20 protein-coding genes are annotated in these 20,795 nt (G+C 35.8%); 5 read left to right on the forward strand and 15 right to left on the reverse strand.

The genetic code is table 11. The features are described 5' to 3' along the window. Window positions 1–6 precede the first annotated feature (6 nt). From ERK18_RS01365 to ERK18_RS01380, 4 genes are all read right to left on the reverse strand, one after another. On the reverse strand, window positions 7–921 hold the full coding sequence (locus tag ERK18_RS01365; protein ID WP_187153970.1) for a C40 family peptidase: 915 nt from the start codon (window positions 919–921) through the stop codon (window positions 7–9). Between the two features lie 153 nt (window positions 922–1,074). Further along, window positions 1,075–1,806, reverse strand: a complete 732-nt coding sequence (locus ERK18_RS01370; protein WP_187153971.1) for a C40 family peptidase — start codon at window positions 1,804–1,806, stop codon at window positions 1,075–1,077. Window positions 1,807–2,005: 199 nt separating this feature from the next. Continuing rightward, complete coding sequence (locus ERK18_RS01375; RefSeq protein WP_390885848.1) at window positions 2,006–2,497, reverse strand: C40 family peptidase; 492 nt, start codon at window positions 2,495–2,497, stop codon at window positions 2,006–2,008. A gap of 190 nt (window positions 2,498–2,687) precedes the next feature. Next, a complete protein-coding gene (locus ERK18_RS01380; RefSeq protein ID WP_187153972.1) occupies window positions 2,688–3,242 on the reverse strand; it encodes a guanylate kinase in 555 nt (184 codons plus the stop codon). A 94-nt stretch (window positions 3,243–3,336) separates the two neighbouring features. Here ERK18_RS01380 and ERK18_RS01385 point away from each other — a divergent pair, with 94 nt between their 5' ends. Next, on the forward strand, window positions 3,337–3,651 hold the full coding sequence (locus tag ERK18_RS01385) for a DUF2187 domain-containing protein (protein WP_187153973.1): 315 nt from the start codon (window positions 3,337–3,339) through the stop codon (window positions 3,649–3,651). Window positions 3,652–3,759: 108 nt separating this feature from the next. Beyond that, complete coding sequence (locus ERK18_RS01390) at window positions 3,760–5,295, forward strand: O-antigen ligase family protein (protein WP_187153974.1); 1,536 nt, start codon at window positions 3,760–3,762, stop codon at window positions 5,293–5,295. 138 nt (window positions 5,296–5,433) lie between these two features. Here ERK18_RS01390 and lacG read toward each other — a convergent pair whose 3' ends face one another. From lacG to ERK18_RS01420, 6 genes are all read right to left on the reverse strand, one after another. Continuing rightward, window positions 5,434–6,858: a 6-phospho-beta-galactosidase gene (gene lacG, locus ERK18_RS01395; RefSeq protein WP_187153975.1), complete on the reverse strand. Its 1,425-nt coding sequence runs from the start codon at window positions 6,856–6,858 to the stop codon at window positions 5,434–5,436. 11 nt (window positions 6,859–6,869) lie between these two features. Then, window positions 6,870–8,624, reverse strand: coding sequence for a PTS lactose transporter subunit IIBC (locus tag ERK18_RS01400; protein ID WP_187153976.1), 1,755 nt, complete (start codon window positions 8,622–8,624; stop codon window positions 6,870–6,872). A 23-nt stretch (window positions 8,625–8,647) separates the two neighbouring features. After that, the gene (locus ERK18_RS01405) at window positions 8,648–9,001 is read right to left on the reverse strand and encodes a PTS lactose/cellobiose transporter subunit IIA (RefSeq protein WP_187153977.1); all 354 of its coding nucleotides are present in this window, start codon (window positions 8,999–9,001) and stop codon (window positions 8,648–8,650) included. A gap of 4 nt (window positions 9,002–9,005) precedes the next feature. After that, window positions 9,006–9,869: a PRD domain-containing protein gene (locus tag ERK18_RS01410; protein ID WP_187153978.1), complete on the reverse strand. Its 864-nt coding sequence runs from the start codon at window positions 9,867–9,869 to the stop codon at window positions 9,006–9,008. 181 nt (window positions 9,870–10,050) lie between these two features. Further along, window positions 10,051–10,671 (reverse strand): LVIS_2131 family protein, encoded by a 621-nt coding sequence (locus ERK18_RS01415; RefSeq protein ID WP_187153979.1) that lies wholly within the window; start codon window positions 10,669–10,671, stop codon window positions 10,051–10,053. Window positions 10,672–10,792: 121 nt separating this feature from the next. Beyond that, a complete protein-coding gene (locus ERK18_RS01420; RefSeq protein WP_187153980.1) occupies window positions 10,793–11,338 on the reverse strand; it encodes a hypothetical protein in 546 nt (181 codons plus the stop codon). Between the two features lie 360 nt (window positions 11,339–11,698). Here ERK18_RS01420 and ERK18_RS01425 point away from each other — a divergent pair, with 360 nt between their 5' ends. Together ERK18_RS01425 and ERK18_RS01430 are read left to right on the forward strand one after the other, a co-directional pair. Then, the gene (locus ERK18_RS01425; protein WP_187153981.1) at window positions 11,699–13,276 is read left to right on the forward strand and encodes a multicopper oxidase family protein; all 1,578 of its coding nucleotides are present in this window, start codon (window positions 11,699–11,701) and stop codon (window positions 13,274–13,276) included. A 92-nt stretch (window positions 13,277–13,368) separates the two neighbouring features. Then, complete coding sequence (locus ERK18_RS01430) at window positions 13,369–14,079, forward strand: C39 family peptidase (protein ID WP_187153982.1); 711 nt, start codon at window positions 13,369–13,371, stop codon at window positions 14,077–14,079. 173 nt (window positions 14,080–14,252) lie between these two features. Here the strand turns inward: ERK18_RS01430 and ERK18_RS01435 are convergent, their stop codons facing one another. From ERK18_RS01435 to ERK18_RS01455, 5 genes are all read right to left on the reverse strand, one after another. Continuing rightward, a complete protein-coding gene (locus tag ERK18_RS01435; RefSeq protein WP_187153983.1) occupies window positions 14,253–14,729 on the reverse strand; it encodes a threonine/serine exporter family protein in 477 nt (158 codons plus the stop codon). Window positions 14,730–14,732: 3 nt separating this feature from the next. Next, complete coding sequence (locus ERK18_RS01440) at window positions 14,733–15,509, reverse strand: threonine/serine exporter family protein (RefSeq protein WP_187153984.1); 777 nt, start codon at window positions 15,507–15,509, stop codon at window positions 14,733–14,735. Window positions 15,510–15,517: 8 nt separating this feature from the next. Then, window positions 15,518–17,065, reverse strand: a complete 1,548-nt coding sequence (locus ERK18_RS01445) for an ABC-F family ATP-binding cassette domain-containing protein (RefSeq protein WP_187153985.1) — start codon at window positions 17,063–17,065, stop codon at window positions 15,518–15,520. Window positions 17,066–17,166: 101 nt separating this feature from the next. Then, window positions 17,167–17,541, reverse strand: coding sequence for a hypothetical protein (locus ERK18_RS01450; RefSeq protein ID WP_187153986.1), 375 nt, complete (start codon window positions 17,539–17,541; stop codon window positions 17,167–17,169). Between the two features lie 27 nt (window positions 17,542–17,568). Continuing rightward, entirely contained in the window at window positions 17,569–18,753 is a 1,185-nt protein-coding gene (locus tag ERK18_RS01455; RefSeq protein WP_187153987.1) for an LCP family protein, read from the reverse strand. A gap of 147 nt (window positions 18,754–18,900) precedes the next feature. Between ERK18_RS01455 and pepF the strand changes: the two genes are divergently transcribed. After that, window positions 18,901–20,706 (forward strand): oligoendopeptidase F, encoded by a 1,806-nt coding sequence (gene pepF, locus ERK18_RS01460; RefSeq protein WP_187153988.1) that lies wholly within the window; start codon window positions 18,901–18,903, stop codon window positions 20,704–20,706. The last annotated feature ends 89 nt before the right edge of the window (window positions 20,707–20,795 follow it).

Below are 20,795 nucleotides of genomic sequence, written 5' to 3' on the forward strand. Positions count from 1 at the left end.
TGTAAATTAGAGAAGAACACGTTTTGCTATACAAGGATAAAAATATGAGCTGATTGTTTGTAATACAACGCCTTGTTCCGGTGTAGCGGCACTGACGTACTGATTATTTCCAACATAAATGCCAACATGATAAGGCGCATCTGTCGAGCCCCAATATAATAGATCTCCAGGGTGCAACTGGCTCATTGCCACCGTTTGCCCAACCTTTACTTGATCAGTCGTTACTCGTGGTAATTTTACACCACCAGCTTCATTATACACATACTGCACCAAACCAGAACAATCATAATTATCTGGACCGTTGCCACCCCAGACATAGCCCTTACCTAATTGACTTTCAGCTAAACTGACTACAGCCTGTGCACGTCTTGAAGTATCGCTTGAAGAATTATTAGAAACAGTTCTATTACCCAAATTAATTGGATTTACGGTAGTTTTATTACTCTTCTTTTTAATAACATTATTTAAACTAGGAACCATTACTTTTTGTTTTTGAACCTTTTGTTTTTTTGGTACTTTTAATGCCTTTTTAGGCTTTATTTTTTTATCTTTCTTTTTTGTGGCAACAGATTTTACTTGTTCACGAGCAGTTTTAGCATCAGATTTTTCTTCTAGATCTTCAGTATAACGAGCTTCAATCCACTCACTGTCACCAATCATATACCATAGCTTACCTTTGCGGTCCACTGCAGTTTTAGCAACATTCCACTTACTTTTGTTTTTGGCACGAAAACTTATCAGTTGACCACCTTCAAAATTTGTCCAAATCTTGACATCTTTATTTGGTAAACAACTAATTTGAATTCTCTTGATTGGGACTTTTAATGTAGCAGCATCCACAGCTTTCTGCGGTGAAACCACACCAATTCCGGTAAGAGTCAATGCCGCGGCAAAACCCATTTTCCAAAAATTACGCTTCATCAAATCAGTTCTCCTTCAATAGCTTAATGTGATCAAAAATTAGTATTCAATTTTATTTTAAACGCTTCAGATTTTTAATCAAGTTACTCCAATCAATTAGCAATAAAAAAACACTTAGAAAATTTTCTAAGTGTTTAAATTTCAAGCTTATTCTTATTCCAGAACACGTTTTGCAACTGATGGGTAGAAATATGAACTTAAATTTTCTTTTACAACCCCTTGAGCTGGAGTAGCAGCATGGACATATTGATTGTCGCCAACATAGATACCTACATGATATGGTGCTGTCGATGAACCCCAAAATAGAAGGTCACCAGGCCTTAAATTTTGCATTGAAACTTTCTTGCCCTGCTTAACTTGTGAATAAGTTGTACGACCCAAGTTTACTCCGGTAGCTTTGTTATAAACATATTGGGCTAAACCTGAACAGTCAAAACCTTGAAGTCCGTTTCCGCCCCACGCGTATGATTTTCCAACTTCAGCGTTTGCCAAATCAACAACTTTTTCTGCCTGTTTTACACTTTTTTTCTTGATAGCTCTAGCTTGAACTTTTGCTATTTTAACTCCTGGCTTGACAGTATAACGAGCTTGAATCCATTGATTTTCACCAATCTGATACCAAGTATTTCCCTTTTTATCAATCGCAGTGCTTAAAACGCTCACTTTTTTACCGTGCTTAATTCTTTTACCAGTAAAAGTAGGATTTTCATAATTATCCCACACATTAATGCCATATCCAGGAACATAATTGATTTTTAACTTGTTTGTAGAAGCCTTAACATTAGTAGCAGCAGAACTGGTATTTACTGCATTTGCAATGCCAAATCCAGTAACGGTCAAAGCAGCAGCAGTAGTAAATTTAACTAAATTACTTTTAACTTTCAAAATCAAAATCCCCCCGTATTTGCATTAAATATTTTTAAATTAAGTTCTATTTCTACGTCACAAAATCAATTTTACTCGCATATTGTTACAATAAGGTTACAACAATAATACCGGTAAGTAAAAAAGCCCTTTCAGCTTTATTGTGCCTGAAAGGGCAAACCTACTTTTTTAAAATTTTAAATCTAGAATCAGAGCTTAATTAATCTAGTATACGTTTAGCAGCTGAAGGATAGAAATATGCACTAAGTGATTGCTTTAAAACACCCTGACGTGGGGTAGCTGCATGAACAAATTGGTTATCTCCAACATAAATGCCAACATGATAAGGTTCAACAGAAGAACCCCAGAAAAGCAAATCACCCTTCTTTAACTTTTTTAATGAAACTTTTTTACCCTGTGCTACTTGAGAATAAGTGCTTCTTGGTAAAATTTTATTTCCAGCTTTTTTATACACATATTGTACTAAACCGGAACAATCAAAAGAGTAAGGACCTGTGGCTCCGTATACATAGCCTTTACCTACCTGTTTTTTGGCTAATTTAGCTACAGCTGTTCGCTTTTTGGTTACACTACTGGCACTGACATCGTTTGCAGTAACAGCACTAACTACCGTTACACTAGTTGCACTAGTGAAAAACAAAGCAATGAAAGTTATTAACTTAAATAATCTCTTTGAGTGTCTGTGTTTCAAAATTAAACTCTTTTCTAGTTCATATACAAAAATCGTTCGTAATTCCAACAAATGATAGTTAGGAATCATTCGTCCTATTTCTCCGACATTTTCTATAATACTCATTTAATGTTACACATTTGTTTCAAACGAGCTACAAAACGTTAAGAATTTTATTTTGAAACGGATATTTTTTACAAAAGTAATTTAATTAGTTCGGCGAGTTTCTAAGTCTTGTAACAGTGGTAAGGAGTTCTTTTTCAGTCTGCTGCCAGTTATCATTAATTAATATGTGAGCATCTTTTTTCAAGTTATCAGGTAGCACATTTAGCTCGCTACCTCTTAGCCGTTCCTTAATTTTATGCGTATCATCACCTCTTTTTAATAAACGCTCAGCAAGCATCTCTTTAGAGCTGGTAGTAATATATAAAAAATAAACTTGCTTATCGATTGCAGCCAAATATGAAGCAGCTCCCTTAATATCAACAATCAAGGATACTATATCATGGTCCAGCCAGGCTTTCTCTAATGCTTCTCTGCTCGAGCCATATTGATATGAGCCATATTTAACGTGCTCAAAAAAATGCAATTTTTTAAAACTGTCATTAGTTTCAAAATGATAAGAACTCTCGGGACTTTCTCCTGGTCTAATTGGCCTAGTCGTATGAGTCAAGACTCTGGGAATATCAAACTTATTTGCTAAATACTCTGAAATAGTAGTTTTGCCTGCACCACTAGGGCCAGCAATTAAAATTAATTTTTGCAAAATCCAAGCTTCCTTTACTTGAAAACAATTCGCTTTTATAATAATATCTTTCTATTATAATGAAACATGGGTAAGAGAGGAAGTAAAACTTATTATGAAAAAAGCAGATGTGAAAGCAGATGACATTCTTAGCGCTAAATCTGAAGAAGAACTGACTAAACCTTTTTTAGGTAAAGTAGAAAAAATTTACGAAAATTCTGCCCTGCTAAAAATCATTGATTTTGATCCCGCTGACAGAACTGCAGTTAGTGATCTTAATCAAAAAATTGTAGTGAATTTTAAAAACTTGAAAAGCATTTCTAAAAAGAAAATCAAAGAAATTCAAGCATTGGCCAAAAGTGATGTCAAGGTAGAAAAAATCAAAAAGACTGGTAAAGAAAAAACAAATACTGATAAAAAGAAAGATTAATAACTATTTTTTAATTAAGAAACAGTGAATTAGATTCACTGCTCTTTTTTTTTGACTCATTTTTGCCTAAAATTAAACCATGTAAATATTTATGTTATGGAGAAAAAAGTGAAAGAAAAAGCAAGAACTGTCTTATTTTGGTTCATTTTAATTCAACCTTTTTTAGATTTATATTGGTTTTATCATGGCACTCTGGCTAATATTTTACCATTTACTTTGCCCACAATTATCCGTATTTTGGCTGTGGCTGCACTAGTTTGTCTTTACTTTAGCTCAAAAAATTCATGGCAGAAACTATCACATGAAAAATTGCTGCTATTTTATCTTGTTCTTTTAGCCATCTATTCAGCGCTACATTTAGTGCATGTGCAGCACTTTACCAGTGTTAGCCCCAACAATTACGGCTATACTGCCAGTGGAGAAATCTTTTATTTAATTAGAATGATGCTGCCCATAACAGTTCTTTATTTGACTAATGAATTAGACTTTAATCAAAAACAGTTGCAACTGGTGATTGAAGGCATTTCAGGACTTTTTTCAGGCACTATCGTTGTTTCCAACCTTTTTGTCATATCCCTTAAATCATATGAAACAGGAACTATTAGCGCCAATATTTTTGAATGGTTTTTTAATCCTAATATTGGCTATTCTCATATGGCTTCCAAAGGTTTCTTCAACTTTACCAATATGATCTCGGCAGTCTTGTTCATGCTGCTGCCACTTATGCTGTTCTACCTTTTTAGTTCATTTAGCTGGCATACAGTTTTGCTAAATGTTGTGCAAGCTCTGGCAATGATTGAGATTGGTACTAAAGTAGCAGCAATTGGCCTAATTGGTGGCATAATTATTGGCCTTATCCTATTCGGCCTTCATAAATATCTAATTAAAGATGTGAAAAAAGGCGGTAAGGCATTTTTAGTTGCAGTCTTGATTGAAGTAGGAACTCTGGTAATTTTGCCTTTTGGCCCTGCAATTCAGCGTTACAATTATGAAATTTATTTAGCCAAACAATCTGACCACGACTTAACTGATGAAAAAAAGGAGCTGACTGCGGGCTTACAAAAATATCCCAGTGGCGAAAAAAGAGCTGAATTTTTACGTTACTTCATTAAGAAAAATTATCAGGAATATGCTCTCAATCCCAAGTTTGTTTTCAAAAGTTACCCGTACCAGTATGATCCAGAATTTTGGCTCAAAATTATGAATGAACCGGGTCAAGCGCGGATGGAAAATCGCCATATTGAAAAAGCAATGCTTAATCAAGTAGTCAAAACCAATAACAACAAGCTAGATAAATTTTTGGGTATTTCATACATTCGAGAAAACAACATCTTTAATTTAGAGCGCGATTTCACTGCTCAAATATATTCTTTAGGTTGGCTCGGAATGCTCTTGTTTGTCGGACCATACTTGGCAGTATTAATTTATAGTGCTTACAGATGGCTAAGATATAAGACATCACGCACCTATTTAGCCAGTTCTTTAATTGTTTCCAGCAGTTTCATTTTATTGGCAGCTTTTTCTTCCGGTAATGTAGTCGACTTCTTGACAGCCAGCTTTATTCTCGCTTTTATCGAAGGAAATCTCCTGGTTCAAGTTCGTAAAAAGGAAGCAGTACAATACAAAATTGCAAATTTATCATAAGATTTAATTTTAATTAAGGGGCTCATGTCACTATCGGACTCGGTCCCTTTATTTTTACCTTTATTAACTTTTTTGACCATTAGAAAACCCCGAAATTTATCCAATTTCGGGGTTTAAACTAAGTTAGTTGCTTAAATTTTATTCTTTATTCATTGTATCTGCTAATTCTTTAAACCATAAAGCACTCCTTTTAACATAACGCTTCTGAGTTTTGAAATCTACATAAAATAGACCATAACGTTTGTTGTAGCCATTTGCCCAGGAAAATTGATCTTGCAAAGACCATACAAAGTAGCCTTGGACATTCACTCCTTCACTGCGAGCTTTTAAAAGGGCAGCGACATGTTGATCAATGAAATCAATTCTTGGAGTATCATCAATAATCTTATCTGGGCTGACAAATTTATCCTTATAACCTAAACCATTTTCAGTCACATAAATTGTCTTGCAGTTAGGATAATCATGACTGATACATTTTAATGTGTCATAGAGACCCTGGGGGAAAATATTCCAGTCCCAATCAGTTGTCGGTACCCCCGGCTTTTTGACAGTTTCTCCTACTCCTTTAAACTTAAAGGAAGAAGTACCCTTGTCACCAGTACCGTTAAAGTGGTTTTCACTTTCGCCATGATATGCCTTAATAAACTGATTTTGATAATAATTCAAACCAAAAATATCGTTTTGCTTTGCTGCCTTAGCCAGAATGTCCAAGTCACCGTCTTGAATATTCAAATGAGCATCATTTAACTGCAATATTTCATTAATTGATGCCATGGTATCATCTGAGTAATAACCTAAGAACGTCCCATCAAGCAAAAACTTATTCAAAAGCGCATCTTGCAATTTAGCTGCATGTTTATCTTCAGTAGTGGTTGATATTGGATATACTGGTTGAATAACATGAATTAGGCCAATTCTACCGGGTAAACCCATCTCTTTATATAAATTAACTACTCTGGCATGTGCCACTAATTCGTTATGTTCGGCCTGAATTGCACTGGTGACATCAAAATGATGGTTTGGTGGAAAAGTACCGGCAATGTACTGTGAATATGCTAAAGAAATTAGTTCATTAATAGTAAACCAGTTTTTTACCTCTTTAAATTCATTAAAACAAAACTTGGCATACTCCACAAAATAATCAATATTTTTGCGATTTAACCAGTCACCATTATCAAATAGAGTTTTAGGACTATCAAAATGATGCAGGCTAACGTAAGGTTCAATGCCATTATCAAGACATTCTTTGAATAATTTATGATAATATTCCACGCCTTTTTGATTTACTTGACCGTAACCTTCAGGAAAGATTCTGGTCCAAGCAATTGAAACGCGCACAGCATTTAAACCATATTTTTTGGCAAGCCCAATGTCTTCTGGATACCGGTTGTAAAAGTCACTAGCAGGATCTGGTGAAAATCTGCCCTGTTTTTCAAGGTAATCATCCCACATTGTTTTGCCCTTGCCATCAGCTTGAGTGCTACCTTCAACTTGATAAGCGGCAGTGGCACCACCCCACACGAAATCGTGAGGTAATTTTTGTACTCTATTTAGTAAAGTCATTTTATTCTCCTCTATTCTGAAATGTTAGCAATTATCATGTCCAGACACTTGTCAGCATGTTGTGTCATATCTATATATTGCTTCCCAGTAGTCGTAATCATCTTAGCGTCATTCTTATCACATTCCTTTTTCAGTTCATCTTTCATAGCATTCATTTGCGGTGCCAAAATAACAATATCCATTCCTGAAAGCAAGTCATGGTGAGCACCAAATGAAGTAGCAGCCACTGCTAAAGGCAAATTGTTTTCAGCAGCTAACTTGTTCAAGGCTTTTGCTAAAATACCACTGGTACCACCACCAGCACAAAGAACCAAAACATTTAGGTTCTTCCCATCTTTTGTTCTTGCTAAAGGAATCTTGCTTGCGCTTGCAACATTATTTCCTGATCCTGAACTATTTGAATTATCTGTTTCTGCATTATTAGCATTAGTTTCGGTTTGAGTTTCATTAGTCACAGTGTTTGCGCCGGCATTTTCTTTTGCTTCTTCTTCAGCACATTTTTGAATGTCATAAGCTTTAAAGAACGGATAGTACATTACAACATCTACAACTAATAGCAAAATTGCCAAAATAATTGAACCGACTGAGAACCCTGTACCCATTATTAATCCAAGTGTTCCTGGAGTAGTCCAAGGAAGGTTATAAATAAAACCAGGCATATGGAAGAAATCAACAAATATCTTAAAAAGCCAGACGTTGGCAATTGGTGTCAAAATGAAGGGGATAAAGAAGACCGGATTCAAAATTAAGGGCGCTCCAAATAAAATCGGTTCATTGACCCCGAATAGTACTGGAATTGAAGCAGCTCGACCAACCGCTTTTAATTCCTTGGACTTAGACATGAAAGCAAACATTAATGTAATAACTAAAGTAGCACCAGTACCCCCTAAAGTAGCAACAAAGTATTGCGTACCTTGAGCTAAAATCCTGTTTGCTCCAGCAATATTGCCAGCTTTCCAAGCCGACAAGTTTAATTCAACATTACTCAAATAAATAGCAGTAACCGCTGGTTCAACAATTGATGGTCCCTGAATTCCGATGAACCAGAAGAAAGCCATTGCACCATACACTATTGCCAAGCCAAAATACCCGTCTGCTGCGGTAAATAAAGGTGATAAAACCTGAATAATCCAAGCTGCTAAATTGGTGCCAGTCATCGCTCTAAAGGCTAAAGAGAAAATCCAGAAGAAAAATGTACTGATTGCAAAAGGAATAATATTTTTAAAAGCTCCCGCAATATTTTGAGGTACTGCATCTGGTAATTTAATAGTGATATTATGCTTAAAACATTGATAGTAGACATTAGGTACAATAAATGCTACTAAGAAAGCACAAATCAGGCCTTTAGTACCGATCATTGCAACTGCAAAATACAGATTATTCATTTTATCAGTTAAAGTGTCAACAGCAACTAAGACAAAAGAAACCTGAGCAGTAAACTGCACACCTACCATTGGAATCTGGTCAGTTTTGGGCAAGTCCAGATTAAATGAATCAGTCAAAGCCTTGGCAACTGATGAAGAAGCCATCAAGGCTAAAACACCCATTGACATGTTGTAAAACATGTTTAGAGCATTAGCCACTTTAGTAGGCCAGGCAAAGTGCCAAATTAAAGGCACATTTGCTATTAATAAAAAGATACTTGAAAAGATAATAATTGGCATTAAAGCTATAAAGCCATCTCTTACGGCACGCAAATATTTATTGGCAGCAACTTTTTGAAAAAACGGCTGCGCTTTTTCTATTTGCTTAATTACAGCATTCATTTTTAAACCTCTTTCTCATGCAATTACTTGTTTTTTAGTTCATTCAATTCCTTTAAAGCGGAATTATACTTTTCATATAAATCAATAAAATACTTTGCTTCATCTCTTAGCAGCATTGTAGTCATTAATGTGTCTTGCCCGTGAGACATAATGAATGTAGTCTCCATTTCTTCACCACTGGCTTCTTTACTCATTAATTTTGTTTGCGCATTATGAGCATCATTTAGTGAACTATCTGCACTTTTGACTAATTTTCTGGCTTTATCGTAGTTGCCATTTCGGGCTTCATCTAAAGCATTGATTATTGCAGTCTTTGCGTCACCTGCATAAGCAACTATTTCAAAACCGGCCATTGAAATTTCTTCTTTGGTTACCATATTTTTACTCCTTTTTTTCTTGTCCTAATATTTGATGAATATGAATGATAAAATACACTCTTTCCGCATCAGAAGGATGAAAATCAAATTCTCCGTCTAACGCCTGAAAGATTTCCTGAGTTATTTGATACGAACGTGGATAAACTTTGATCATGTCACATTCAATCTTTTTATCAATAGATTCATTCTTTTCTGGTGGGCGCCAAAGCCTTTTAGCCAGATACTGCAGATGAATCAGAAATCGCCTGAAACTATCCCTATTTTTGCTGTTTTGATAAACATTATTGTTGTCTAACACATTGAGTACCACGTTAATTAATTTGGAAGTGTCAAAAATATATTTTGATTTGCCTTCATGCTTTGCAATGCCATTAGGAATCTTGCTATTGATAAAATGAAGGGCTATACTTTTAACCTCAGAATTTGGAAATTCAACGCCTAACTTGTTGTTAATAATCCCAAGTGCTTCTTTTGCTATTTGATATTCTTCAGGATACTTTGCGCTTAAATCTGGGATCTCATTTTCTTGGTACCTTCCTGCCAAAAGTAATTTATAAGCTCCATTTATATGTTCACTTAATGTTAAATAAATCGAATCATAAACTTGCAAATGATAATTTATTCTTGCATTTTCAATAACTGCAAAAACTGCTGCAATTATGTCTGCCGGGATATTATGAAATAAATAGTCAAACGATTCTTTATCTTTTTTATTATCTAAATAAAAAATCTTCTGAATTTTACTAGAATCAACATGTCTGTTTTTTCCTTGTTCAAATCCCACTCCCTTACCGAAAACAATTGCTTCTTGTCCTTTCCCAACATCAACTAAAATGCTGTTATTATTAAAAATTTTTTTAAGGCGCATATCTTTGTTCCTTTTTTACGAAAAAAAAGAGACTACTAGCAACAGCTGATGAATAATATAAAATTCACCAGTTTTACTAGTAGTCTCGCCTAATTTGATAGTAACAATCTACTTAAACTTTCAATGTAAATAAAGCATAGCACACTTTTAAAATTATGCAAGCGCTTTATTTAAATTAATTTTATTTCTCTTTGATAAATGATGAATCTGGAATTCTAATTAAATAGTAGCGAGTCGCATTATGACCAGCATGCATTCCAATGCCATTCTGCCATACTTTTTTATAATCGGCCGTATAAATTGCAACATAAGCACGTTGATACTTACGGTCCATTTTCTGTAGTTCTTTTTTATCATACGGAATTTTTGCAGCATTAAGGTCTAAAGGGCTTTTGCCATATGCAACAGTGGCAAAATCGCTGGATACTTTGATCTTCTTACCTGGTCTATAATAGGTAAAAGTCTGAGTGCTAATTCTTTTCTTTTTCGAATTAATCGTAACGTAACTTGAATTACCTTCCCCGGTGTTCATGACAATAGGTTCGTAAGTAATATGCGACGTAATTTTACTTGTATCCTCAAGGTCAGGATTGTCCAGTATAGTTTTGTTAAACAACCATACAATACTTACTATTAAAGCAACCACTTCAATAATATCGATTAAAAAATTTGGCCAGCTAAACTGCCTGTGCTTCTTGATAATCATAGTAATTCGGCGTTTGCGAATATTTTGCACAACAAAAACTAAATAAAGAATAACAATTACCCATAACAAAACTCCAAGTAGATTCCAGCTAACCATAATGGACCTCCTGCTTCTTTCTCCATTATATTGTAAAAAGTATCTTTTGAATAGCTGAGCTTAAAAATAGCATTATTAAAGCAATAATTAAAAACATTTCCCTGTTAAAAAATAAGGATTTCTATTTAGTCTTTTTAGTAGTAGTTTTCTTAGTTTTCTTAGTTTTTGCAGTATTTTTAGTGGCAGGCTTTTTTTTGGTCGAAGGCTTTTGATATTCACGCACCTGTTTAATTTTTTCCTGCATTGCATCTGTCAGTCTGTCTACAATACCGGTTTCATCTTGTTCAATTTCTTCTTCTGTTGCTATCTGGTCAATTCTAAACCCTGATGCATTCAAATATTCTGATTGTGTCTCAAAATATATAGCAACAGGATATTCTTTACCTTCTTCGAAGAAATTAGCGATCTTTTTGTAATTACTATAAGGCAAATTAATAATATTGCTTTCTAAAGCAAAGGCAACTGATCTCTGTCCGCTTATTTCAAGTGCAACATGACTTAATGAATTATGTTTAAGCGCAGCTCTGGTTTCTTCAACTAATTTAGCCGCCAACTCTTGTATTCTGGCTTTTGACTTACTAATTTCTGCGTATTTAACAGTTTCTAAGTCTTCAATATAATCTTGTTTTTCTATTTTTGCAGTTAAATCTGTTAAGCTTATTTTCAAATTAAAATCCCTTATCTAAATTTATCAAATTTTATCAGTCTTTTATACGATACAAAAAGTTTTGTTTAAAAACAATTTTTTTATTTCTTTTAAAAAAAATTTTTTAAAAAACACTTTTGCTAATCAATGTTAACTAAAAATAGTTAAATGCTGTTTTTATTCAAAGAAAACCACTGTTTAAGCAGAATTTTTGCCAATATTAAATAACACTTTGCTCTATAAAATTTTGAAAAAGCGCTTTTATAAATTATTATTAAAAAAACTTAGCTGTATCTACTTTACAAGCGTTTTCACATAGAGTAAATTTATCATGTAACTAAAAATTTTTCACTAAATTTTTTAACTGAAAGGTAGACGAATATGTCAGATAAAGTTTACACAGATTATTTCTATAATTCCGAAGATTTTGATAAAAATCACGAAATGGGATACAAGGATCTTCACATTCCTGAAGGTGTTGAAGCTCAACCTTTAGTCGTTCCACCAGTATTAGAGCCTGATAAACAAGAAAACAATGATGTTTGGTACACAATTGAGTCCCAAGAAGGTGACTTCCAATTTTTGCCAGGTAAAAAGACTCATACTTGGGGCTACAACTTCCCAGTTCTTGGTAAGACCATGGTTTTAACCAGAGGTCAACATGTTCACGTAACTTTGAAGAATAGCTTGCCAGAATTGACTACTTACCACTGGCATGGTATGGAACTTTCAGGTCCTGGTAACGATGGTGCTTGTCACTCACCGGTTTACCCAGGTGAAGAAAAGCACATTGACTTCATAGTTAAGCAACCAGCTGCTTTAACATGGCTTCATGCTCACCCATGTCCATCAACTGCCATGCAAGTTTGGATGGGATTAGCTATGGGCGTTGTTATTACTGATGCTAACGAAGCTAAGTTGCCAATTCCTAAGACTTACGGCAAGGACGAGTTCCCAATTATTTTACAAGACCGTATTTTCCACGAAGACAACCAATTTGACTATAAGGCAGACTACAACGCAATGGGTATCTTTGGCGACACTCCAATCATCAATGGTGTTGTTCGGCCATACGTTGATGTCACTACTCAAAAAGTACGTTTGCTTTTCTTAGGTGGTTCTAACCGTCGTGAATGGCGCCTGCACTTTAGCGATGACTTGGTAATGACCCAAATCGCAGGTGACGACTCATTCTTGGAGCACCCAGTTAAATTGACTAAAGTCTTAATTGGACCAGGTGAGCGTCAACAAGTAGTTGTTGATTTCAGCAATTATAAAGATGGCGATGTTGTCAACCTTTACACTGACGACTTCAAGCTGGTTGAATTCAGAATTCACAGTTATGAAAAAGACGACAGCGTAATTCCTGATACTTTATTCAAAGCATATGATCCAGTTGTTAACCCTAACTCACCAGTTCCTCATGTTACTATGGATAACCACAACATGATTAACGGCAAGTTGTTCTCAATGGAAAGAATTGACATGAAGCAGGAATTGATGAATGCTGAATACTGGGACGTAACTAACACTAACGATAAAGTTAACGGCATGTTGCACCCATTCCACACTCACGGAGCTCACTTCCTTGTTGTATCACGTAACGGTAAAGACCCATATCCAAACGAAAGAGGAGTTTATAAGGACACTATCGAAGTAGCACCTCAAGAAACAGTTCGTATAAAGGTTTACTTCCAAAACACTGGTGTCTTCATGTATCACTGCCACATTATCGAGCACGAAGATGCCGGTATGATGGCGCAAATTCAAATTGTTGATCCAAAACACCCAGACAAGAAATATCATTTGATGGACATGGAAACTCTGAATAAGGCTTTTGCTGAAGAAAGAGGCGTGCCAGAAGATGAAGTCTTCTGCCCAGGTATGGACGTTGAAGGTATGGCAGTTAAAGGTGAAGATCATAGTCTTGATGCTTTATCAAGCGCAACTCACCATTAATCTCTACCTTCAATAAATAAAATTTAGCAAAATCGCTCATTAATTTGAGCGATTTTTTGCTTTTAATAATCTTCCTATGTTTAAATAGCTTTATGAAAAAGAAAAGATTTTCCCTTAAAGCAATTTTGATACTACTATTGGGTATTTTTTCTCTAGGTTTAGTTTTTACAATCTTTAACTCGTCTGGTTTTAAAGACCGTTATGACTGGTTAACCTTGAAATCTTCCCAGAAGCTAAGTGTTCCCCTAGAAAATCAATATCCTGACCTGCCTAATGGTTGCGAAGTAACTTCTCTGTCAATGCTTTTACGCTATTATGGTATCAAGGTAAACAAACTAAATTTGTCTGAAAACATAAAACACGTTTCCTCTTATACTGATAATGGCAAATATCGGGGTAACCCTCATGTTGGTTTTGTTGGTTACATGAGTCAGGCAAATGCAGGATGGTGCGTTTATAATGAACCCTTAGAGCAAGTGGCCCTCAAGTACACTAATCGCATTCGTAATTTCACAAGCCATGATTTTATCGAAGTAATGAAACTGGTTTCTGACGGTCATCCGGTTCTGATCATTACTACCACCAATTTTAATCATGTGGGCGACATGCAAACGTGGCAGACAGCTCAAGGTGAGGTGCACGTGACTCCGTCTTCACATGCTTGTGTCATTACCGGCTTTGATAAAAAGGCACGTATTGTCTACGTCAACGATCCTTTTGGTCATAAAAATAAGAAAATTCCTTGGAAAAATCTGGAAAAAAGTTATAACCAGCAAGGTAAACAAGCATTATATTTAAAATAAAAAAGAGCAGATTCAATTAAGAATCTGCTCTTTTTCAAATCGAGGCCCGTTAAAATTAACAGGTGACTACTTCTGTTCACATCAGGTTGGTCAACCACCAGCACTTCCCGTGCCTGTCACTTAAGGCGGGTGTCCTCATACAAATACGCATCTCGCGTTTTTGTCGACTCGCACTAATTATTATACTTATCTAAATGACGTTTGTAAAATTTTTTTATTCTGAAGAAAATTTCCACGCACATATTTGACAAAAGCATTCCCAAAGCAATTGAACCTGTCACAATTATCACTCTTAATACTGCATCATTTGCTCCACGCAAATTGCCGGAAGTTAATTCACGCACAGCCTGATAAGCGGGAACACCTGGCACTAAAGGCACAATTGCAGGTATGTAAAAAACTGTAGCCGGACATTTTTTCATTCTGGCAAAAACTATGCCTAAAATGCCGATAGCAAAAGAGCCTAGTAAATTGGATAATAACCGTCCCATTGACGCTCTCATTGCCAGCCAGTAAATAATCCAGCTAATAATACCACTCATACCGGCCAAATTAAGTACTCTGCGCGGGACATTGATTGTTAAGGCAAAGCCAGCTGAAGCAAGGTAGGCAAAAGCAATATTAATTACGATTTCTAACCAAAAAGGCATTTTTTAAGCTCCTAAAAATTTCAATACAATACCAACTCCACCGCCTAATGCAAATGCTGTCAGCAGCGCCTCACAAATTTTTACCATTCCTGAAAGTATATCGCCTTTAAACAGGTCTCGCAATGCATTAGTCAAGGCAAGACCCGGAACAAGCGGCATTAATGCACCTGTTAGAATATGGTCAATAATCATCTGTGGGAAAAGTCGAACTAAACCGGCAGCAATGACCGTCATAATCAGAGCTGCAACAAGTTCTGCTAAGAATCTAACGTTAGTAAAACGTTTAAAATAATAAAATGAGATAAACCCGGCTGCTCCCACAACAGCCGCTGCGGGAAAATCAATCCAGTCATAATTATTCATGAACAATACCATGAGCGTTGCGCTCAAAATTGCGGCGCCAGTTGTCTGCAGCCATATAGGAAAAGTAGGATAACTTCCCTTGGCCATCTTGGTAACTTCGCTTTTAACCTCTTGCAAAGTAATTTTTTTATCCGCAAAAGCCCGGGACAAAGAATTAATGCGATCAACTAGTTCCAAGTTGATATTGCGCTCATGTACAAGAGTACTCTGGCAATAGTTACCGTGATCCAAACTCATAAATACACCAGTTGGTACCACAAAAACACGTGGATCAGGTTCACCGGCGCTTTTAGCAATGCGCACCATTGTATCTTCAACCCGATACATTTCACTGCCGCCTTCAATCATTAATTCACCGGCAGTTAGGCAAGTCTCAAGTAAATCTTGGTAAAATAATTCACCTGGTCTAGCACTCATTTTTCACCTCAAAGTTTATTCATAGTCTCAATATCAATAGTTTTATCAACCCAATTGCCTTGGAAAAAATCACGTTCATGGCTCACAATAATCACTCCACCAGGAAACTTGATGATAGCCTGTCTTAATGCGTCTTTAGAATCCCGGTCCAAATGATTGGTTGGCTCATCCAAAAATAATAAATTTGCCGGTTCAAATAACATTTTTGCCAGTTTGACTTTTTCTTGCTCACCGCCTGATAGCTTTTTCAAAGGGCTCATTGCCTGTTGAGCAGTGACGCCCAATTTTGCTAAAGCTCCTCTTAATTCTTTAGGCTTTATGCGTTCAAAATTTTCCTGCAAATATTGCAGAGGCGTCATATTGTTATTCGGCCAAGTTAATTCCTGCTTAAAGTAGGCAATTTTGGCAGTTTCAGATAATTTATAAGTGCCAAAAATCGGGTCTAGTTGACCTAATAATGTTTTTAATAGTGTTGATTTTCCAATACCATTAAAACCGGTAATAGCAACTTTTTCATTGCCTCCAACCGAAAAATTGAACGCTTCTTTGACTAACGCCTGGTCATAACCAATTACTAAATCCTGCGTTTGCAATAAAAGGTTGGCTGCTGTAGCCACATAAGGAAATGCAAAGTGCGGTTTATGGTTATTTTTAGGTGGATTCAGTACATCCATTTTCGCAAGTTGCCGTGCCCGTGATTTTGCACTTTTTGAACGGGTACCAGCCTTATTTTTACGGATATAAGCTTCAGTTTTGGCGATCTTGCGCTGCTGATTACTGTAAGCCTTCATATACGTTTCCCGATTAGCTTCTTTTTGACGCATTGCTTGTTTTAAAGTTCCGGTATAACGCGTTATTGTACCAATATCTATATCAATAATACAATTGGCAATTTTGTCTAAAAAGTCGTAATCATGGCTAACAACGATGAAAGCACCAGCAAAATTATTCAGATAGTCAACGAGCCAATCTATGTGTGAAACATCAAGATAGTTGGTCGGCTCATCTAACAGCAATACATCTGGTGTTTGCAAGAGTAATTTAGCTAAAATAATTTTTGACCTTTGACCACCTGACAATTGACTCACATCATGATCATATCCCAGCTCTGCCAGACCTAACCCAGAAGCAACGCGCTCAATTTCGGTATCAATATTATAAAAATTATTTTCTTCCAAATAGGTTTGCATTTTACCCGCTTTTTCTAGTAAAGAACTATCACCTTCAGCTGCATACTTTTCATACAAAGAACTTAATTCTTTTTCTTTACGATAAAGTGGTGCAAAAGCTGTGCGTAAAAACTGGCGAATTGTTACCCCCGGTTTCAACTTGGCATACTGGTCAAGGTAACCTATAGTAATTTTGTTTTGCCATCTAATTTGTCCTTCATCAGGTAGTATTTCACCAGTTAAAATTTTAATCAAGGTTGATTTACCGACCCCATTTTGACCAGTCACACCCATATGATCCTCTTTGTTGAGTACGAAACTAGCATTTTCATACAAAGTTTTATCTTCAAAACCTTGTCCCAAATTTTTAACTGTGAGTAAGCTCATTATGCATCTCCCTAAATATCAATATAAGTTGTACAAAATAAAGTAAAACTACCTTTAATCTTTTGGCCTGGCTTTGCTAATATGCACAATAAAAAAGTGGGCTATTTGCCCACCTTTTCATCATTTTCTTGCTCATATTTCTGCAAGGAATCCAATACTTTAGGCCAATAACGCTTAGGTAAAATCAACTGCAATTTATCATTATATATTGGAAAATCGCTTGCTTTCATACCAGTAATTTTAGCTAAATCTTTATTAGATAAATGATGTTCACGTGCAATTCGTTTAATTTCAACGGAGGCATAACCGCGAAACCATGAAAGAGCAAAGAAAAATAAGGCAAATAAGCTTGCTGTTAATACAGCAACGGTTAAATTCCAATGAAATGTGCGTAAGCAAATGAACGCTATCGCAATAAAAGCAATAAAGGCTGATATAGTACTATAAACAGCTAGGAAAACAGATTGCTTATGCATATTTATTATGCTCCTTTGCTAGAACAGTTATTGACCTGCAGAATTATCTCCACTTGTTCCAGTTCCTGAAAAATTGTCAGTTGATTCTTCAGTTACTACTGAACGGTAAATTTGGTAATTAGTAAATGGACTGGGATCCTTCCACTTAATATTATTATTCTGCTCATTTAACTTATTGAGTTTCGTTTCATCATTATCCAATACTCTTTTATCCAAGTCAAGATTGGTACGTATCTTGTCAGAAGCTTTTTGAAGTTCTTTAGTTGATGCTACTTGAATAGATGCTCCATCAATCCAAGCATCATGCCCCTGAATATAACCACTGGAAATATTCTGTGAGCAGCCGCGGTAAGTCAGAGCTAAGGCTAGCATATCATTAAACGTAAGGTTAGTTTTGACATATTTTGAGAAGATATTAACCAACTTGCGATAATTCGTAATTGAATCAACTGAAATAGCTTTATGAACTACAGCAGTGATAACTTGCCTTTGACGCATTTGCCTGCCATAATCACCTCGAGGATCATCATGGCGCATTCTAACATATGCTACAGCATGACGTCCGTTTAAGTGTTGTTTTCCCTTGTGAAAATCACACCAATCATATGAAAACTTGAAAGGTACTTTAACGTCAACTCCACCAACAGCGTCAACTAGGCTTTTTAGTGCCTTCATATTTACTTCCACATAGTAATGAATAGGAACACCTATTAGGGCTGAAACGGTTCTCATTGAAGCAGAACTGCCTCCAATACCATATGCCGAATTAACCCGAAACATATTGTACTTGTTTCCAGGATCACCTAATATATTAGCAAGAGTGTCTCGAGGAATTGAAGTCATTGTCGACTTATTTTTAGCAGGATTTGCTGTTGCCAAAATCAAAGTATCCGAATTTCCTTTGTCATGTCGTCCTTCAATTCCTTGATCAACTCCGAGAATTAAAACAGAAATTGGTTGTCTATTGGCAATTCGTGCAGATGTGGCATAATTACCACCATTGCCATCAATTGCACTGTGCAAAGCAAAATACATGTGAGCTATCCAGGCCAGCCCGAAGCAGACACATAAAACAGTTACTATACCACAAATCCGAGCAAAAACGCTGCCTTTAAAGGCTTTAGCTGGTTCTGCTAAAGCAATATTTCGATGAAGATTTAGAGAAAAATGCTTTTTACGGTAATCTTCTCTGCGTTTTGAATTTGGATTCATTCTTCTATACAAACCCTTTCGTAGTTGTCCATCTATTATTTTTAACACTTTCAAACTTGAATTAAAATAATATCAATTATAATTAATAATATCTTATTTTTTAATCTTTAGTATAATTTAGTTAAATAGCTAAAAAGGAGAATCTTTATGTCAATTCCTAAACGTGATGAAGTCCCAGAAAATCTTAAATGGGATTTAACCAGGATATTTAAAACTGATAATGACTGGAAAGATGAATATACACTTGTCAAAAAAGAAATACCAGTTTTAAGCACTTTAAAAGAAAATTTTACCACTTCTGGTGCATCTTTATATAATGATATTACTCAAATTTTAACAGTTGGTCGGAGACTGGAAAAAGTCTATTCTTATGCTACTCTTGCCAGTGATGTTGATACTGGAAATGCCCACTATTTAAGCTATGTAGCTCAAGTGCAGGGACTAGCCAGCCAGTTCGAAGCTGCTACTTCTTTTATGAATCCAGCAATTTTAAGCCTTTCAGCAGAAAAGTTGGGTGCTTTAGAACAAGAAGAGCCTAAACTCAGCAACTACAAACACTTACTTGATCAAATTACCAGATTGCGACCATATACGCTATCTGCAGAAGAAGAAAAGCTAATTGCAGATGCTGGTGATGCTTTATCTGCTTCCGAAAACACTTATAACGTTCTAACCAATTCAGATATGGAATATGGCTATACTCAGGATGATAACGGTGAAATGGTTCAACTTTCCGATGGCTTATACTCGCTGCTTATTCAATCCCAAAATCGTGAAGTACGTAAAAATGCTTTTGATTCCATGTATACTACTTACGGACAATTTGAAAATTCCCTGGCGGCAACCCTTTCGGGTGCTGTCAAGGAACATAACTATAATGCCCGCGTTCACCATTATCTATCAGCTCGTGAGAGTGCAATGAATGCAAATGGCGTACCATTAGTCGTTTACGATACTTTGATTGATGAAGTCGATGAACACTTAGACCTATTGCATGAATATGTAGCGTTACGCAAACAGATTTTAGGCTTAAAGGATCTGCAAATGTGGGACATGTATGTTCCATTAACTGGTAAACCAGCATTGAGCTATACTTTTGAGCAAGCTAAAGCAGAAGCCAAAAAGGCATTAGCACCATTAGGAGAGGACTATTTAAAGCAGGTCGACTATATTTTTAATAATCGCGTAATTGACGTGGTTGAATCACAGAATAAAGCTACCGGAGCATATTCTGGCGGCTGCTATGACACAGATGCATATGAATTACTCAATTGGGAAGACAATGTTGATTCATTATACACACTAGTTCATGAAACAGGTCACTCTGTCCACAGTATGTATACTAGGCAAAATCAGCCGTATGTTTATGGTGATTATCCTATCTTTGTTGCTGAAATAGCTTCTACAACTAATGAAAATATTTTAACAGAATACTTTTTGGCTCATATTACCGATCCTAAAACGCGTGCCTTTGTCCTTAATTACTACCTGGATTCTTTCAAAGGAACCTTGTTTAGGCAAACGCAGTTTGCTGAATTTGAACAAAAAATTCACGAAATGGATGCAAATGGTGAACCATTAACAGCTGATCGTTTAGATGATATCTACGGTAAAATTAATCAGCGCTATTACGGTGATGCAGTAGAATCTGGTGGAGAAATTGCTAAAGAATGGGCCAGAGTACCTCATTTTTATTACAACTTCTATGTTTATCAATACGCTACAGGTTTTGCCGCAGCCACTGCCTTAGCAAACAATGTCGTTCATGGATCTACCGAGCAACGAAATGCCTATTTGAACTTTCTAAAAGCTGGCTCTAGTGATTATCCTGCTGAAATCATGAAAAAAGCTGGAGTTGATATGACGAAGCCTGATTATTTAGAAGAAGCTTTTAAAACTTTTGCCAATCGTTTAAGCGAATTTAGGAAAATTATCCAAAATAATTATAATTAATACTTGCATCTTTTAGTTACAAATAATATAACTGGTATGTAAATAATAATTTCTCACATCAAAAGCCACTCCTATTTTTAAGAAGTGGC

It is taken from the genome of Lactobacillus kimbladii (assembly GCF_014323605.1).
Lineage (GTDB): Bacteria > Bacillota > Bacilli > Lactobacillales > Lactobacillaceae > Lactobacillus > Lactobacillus kimbladii_B.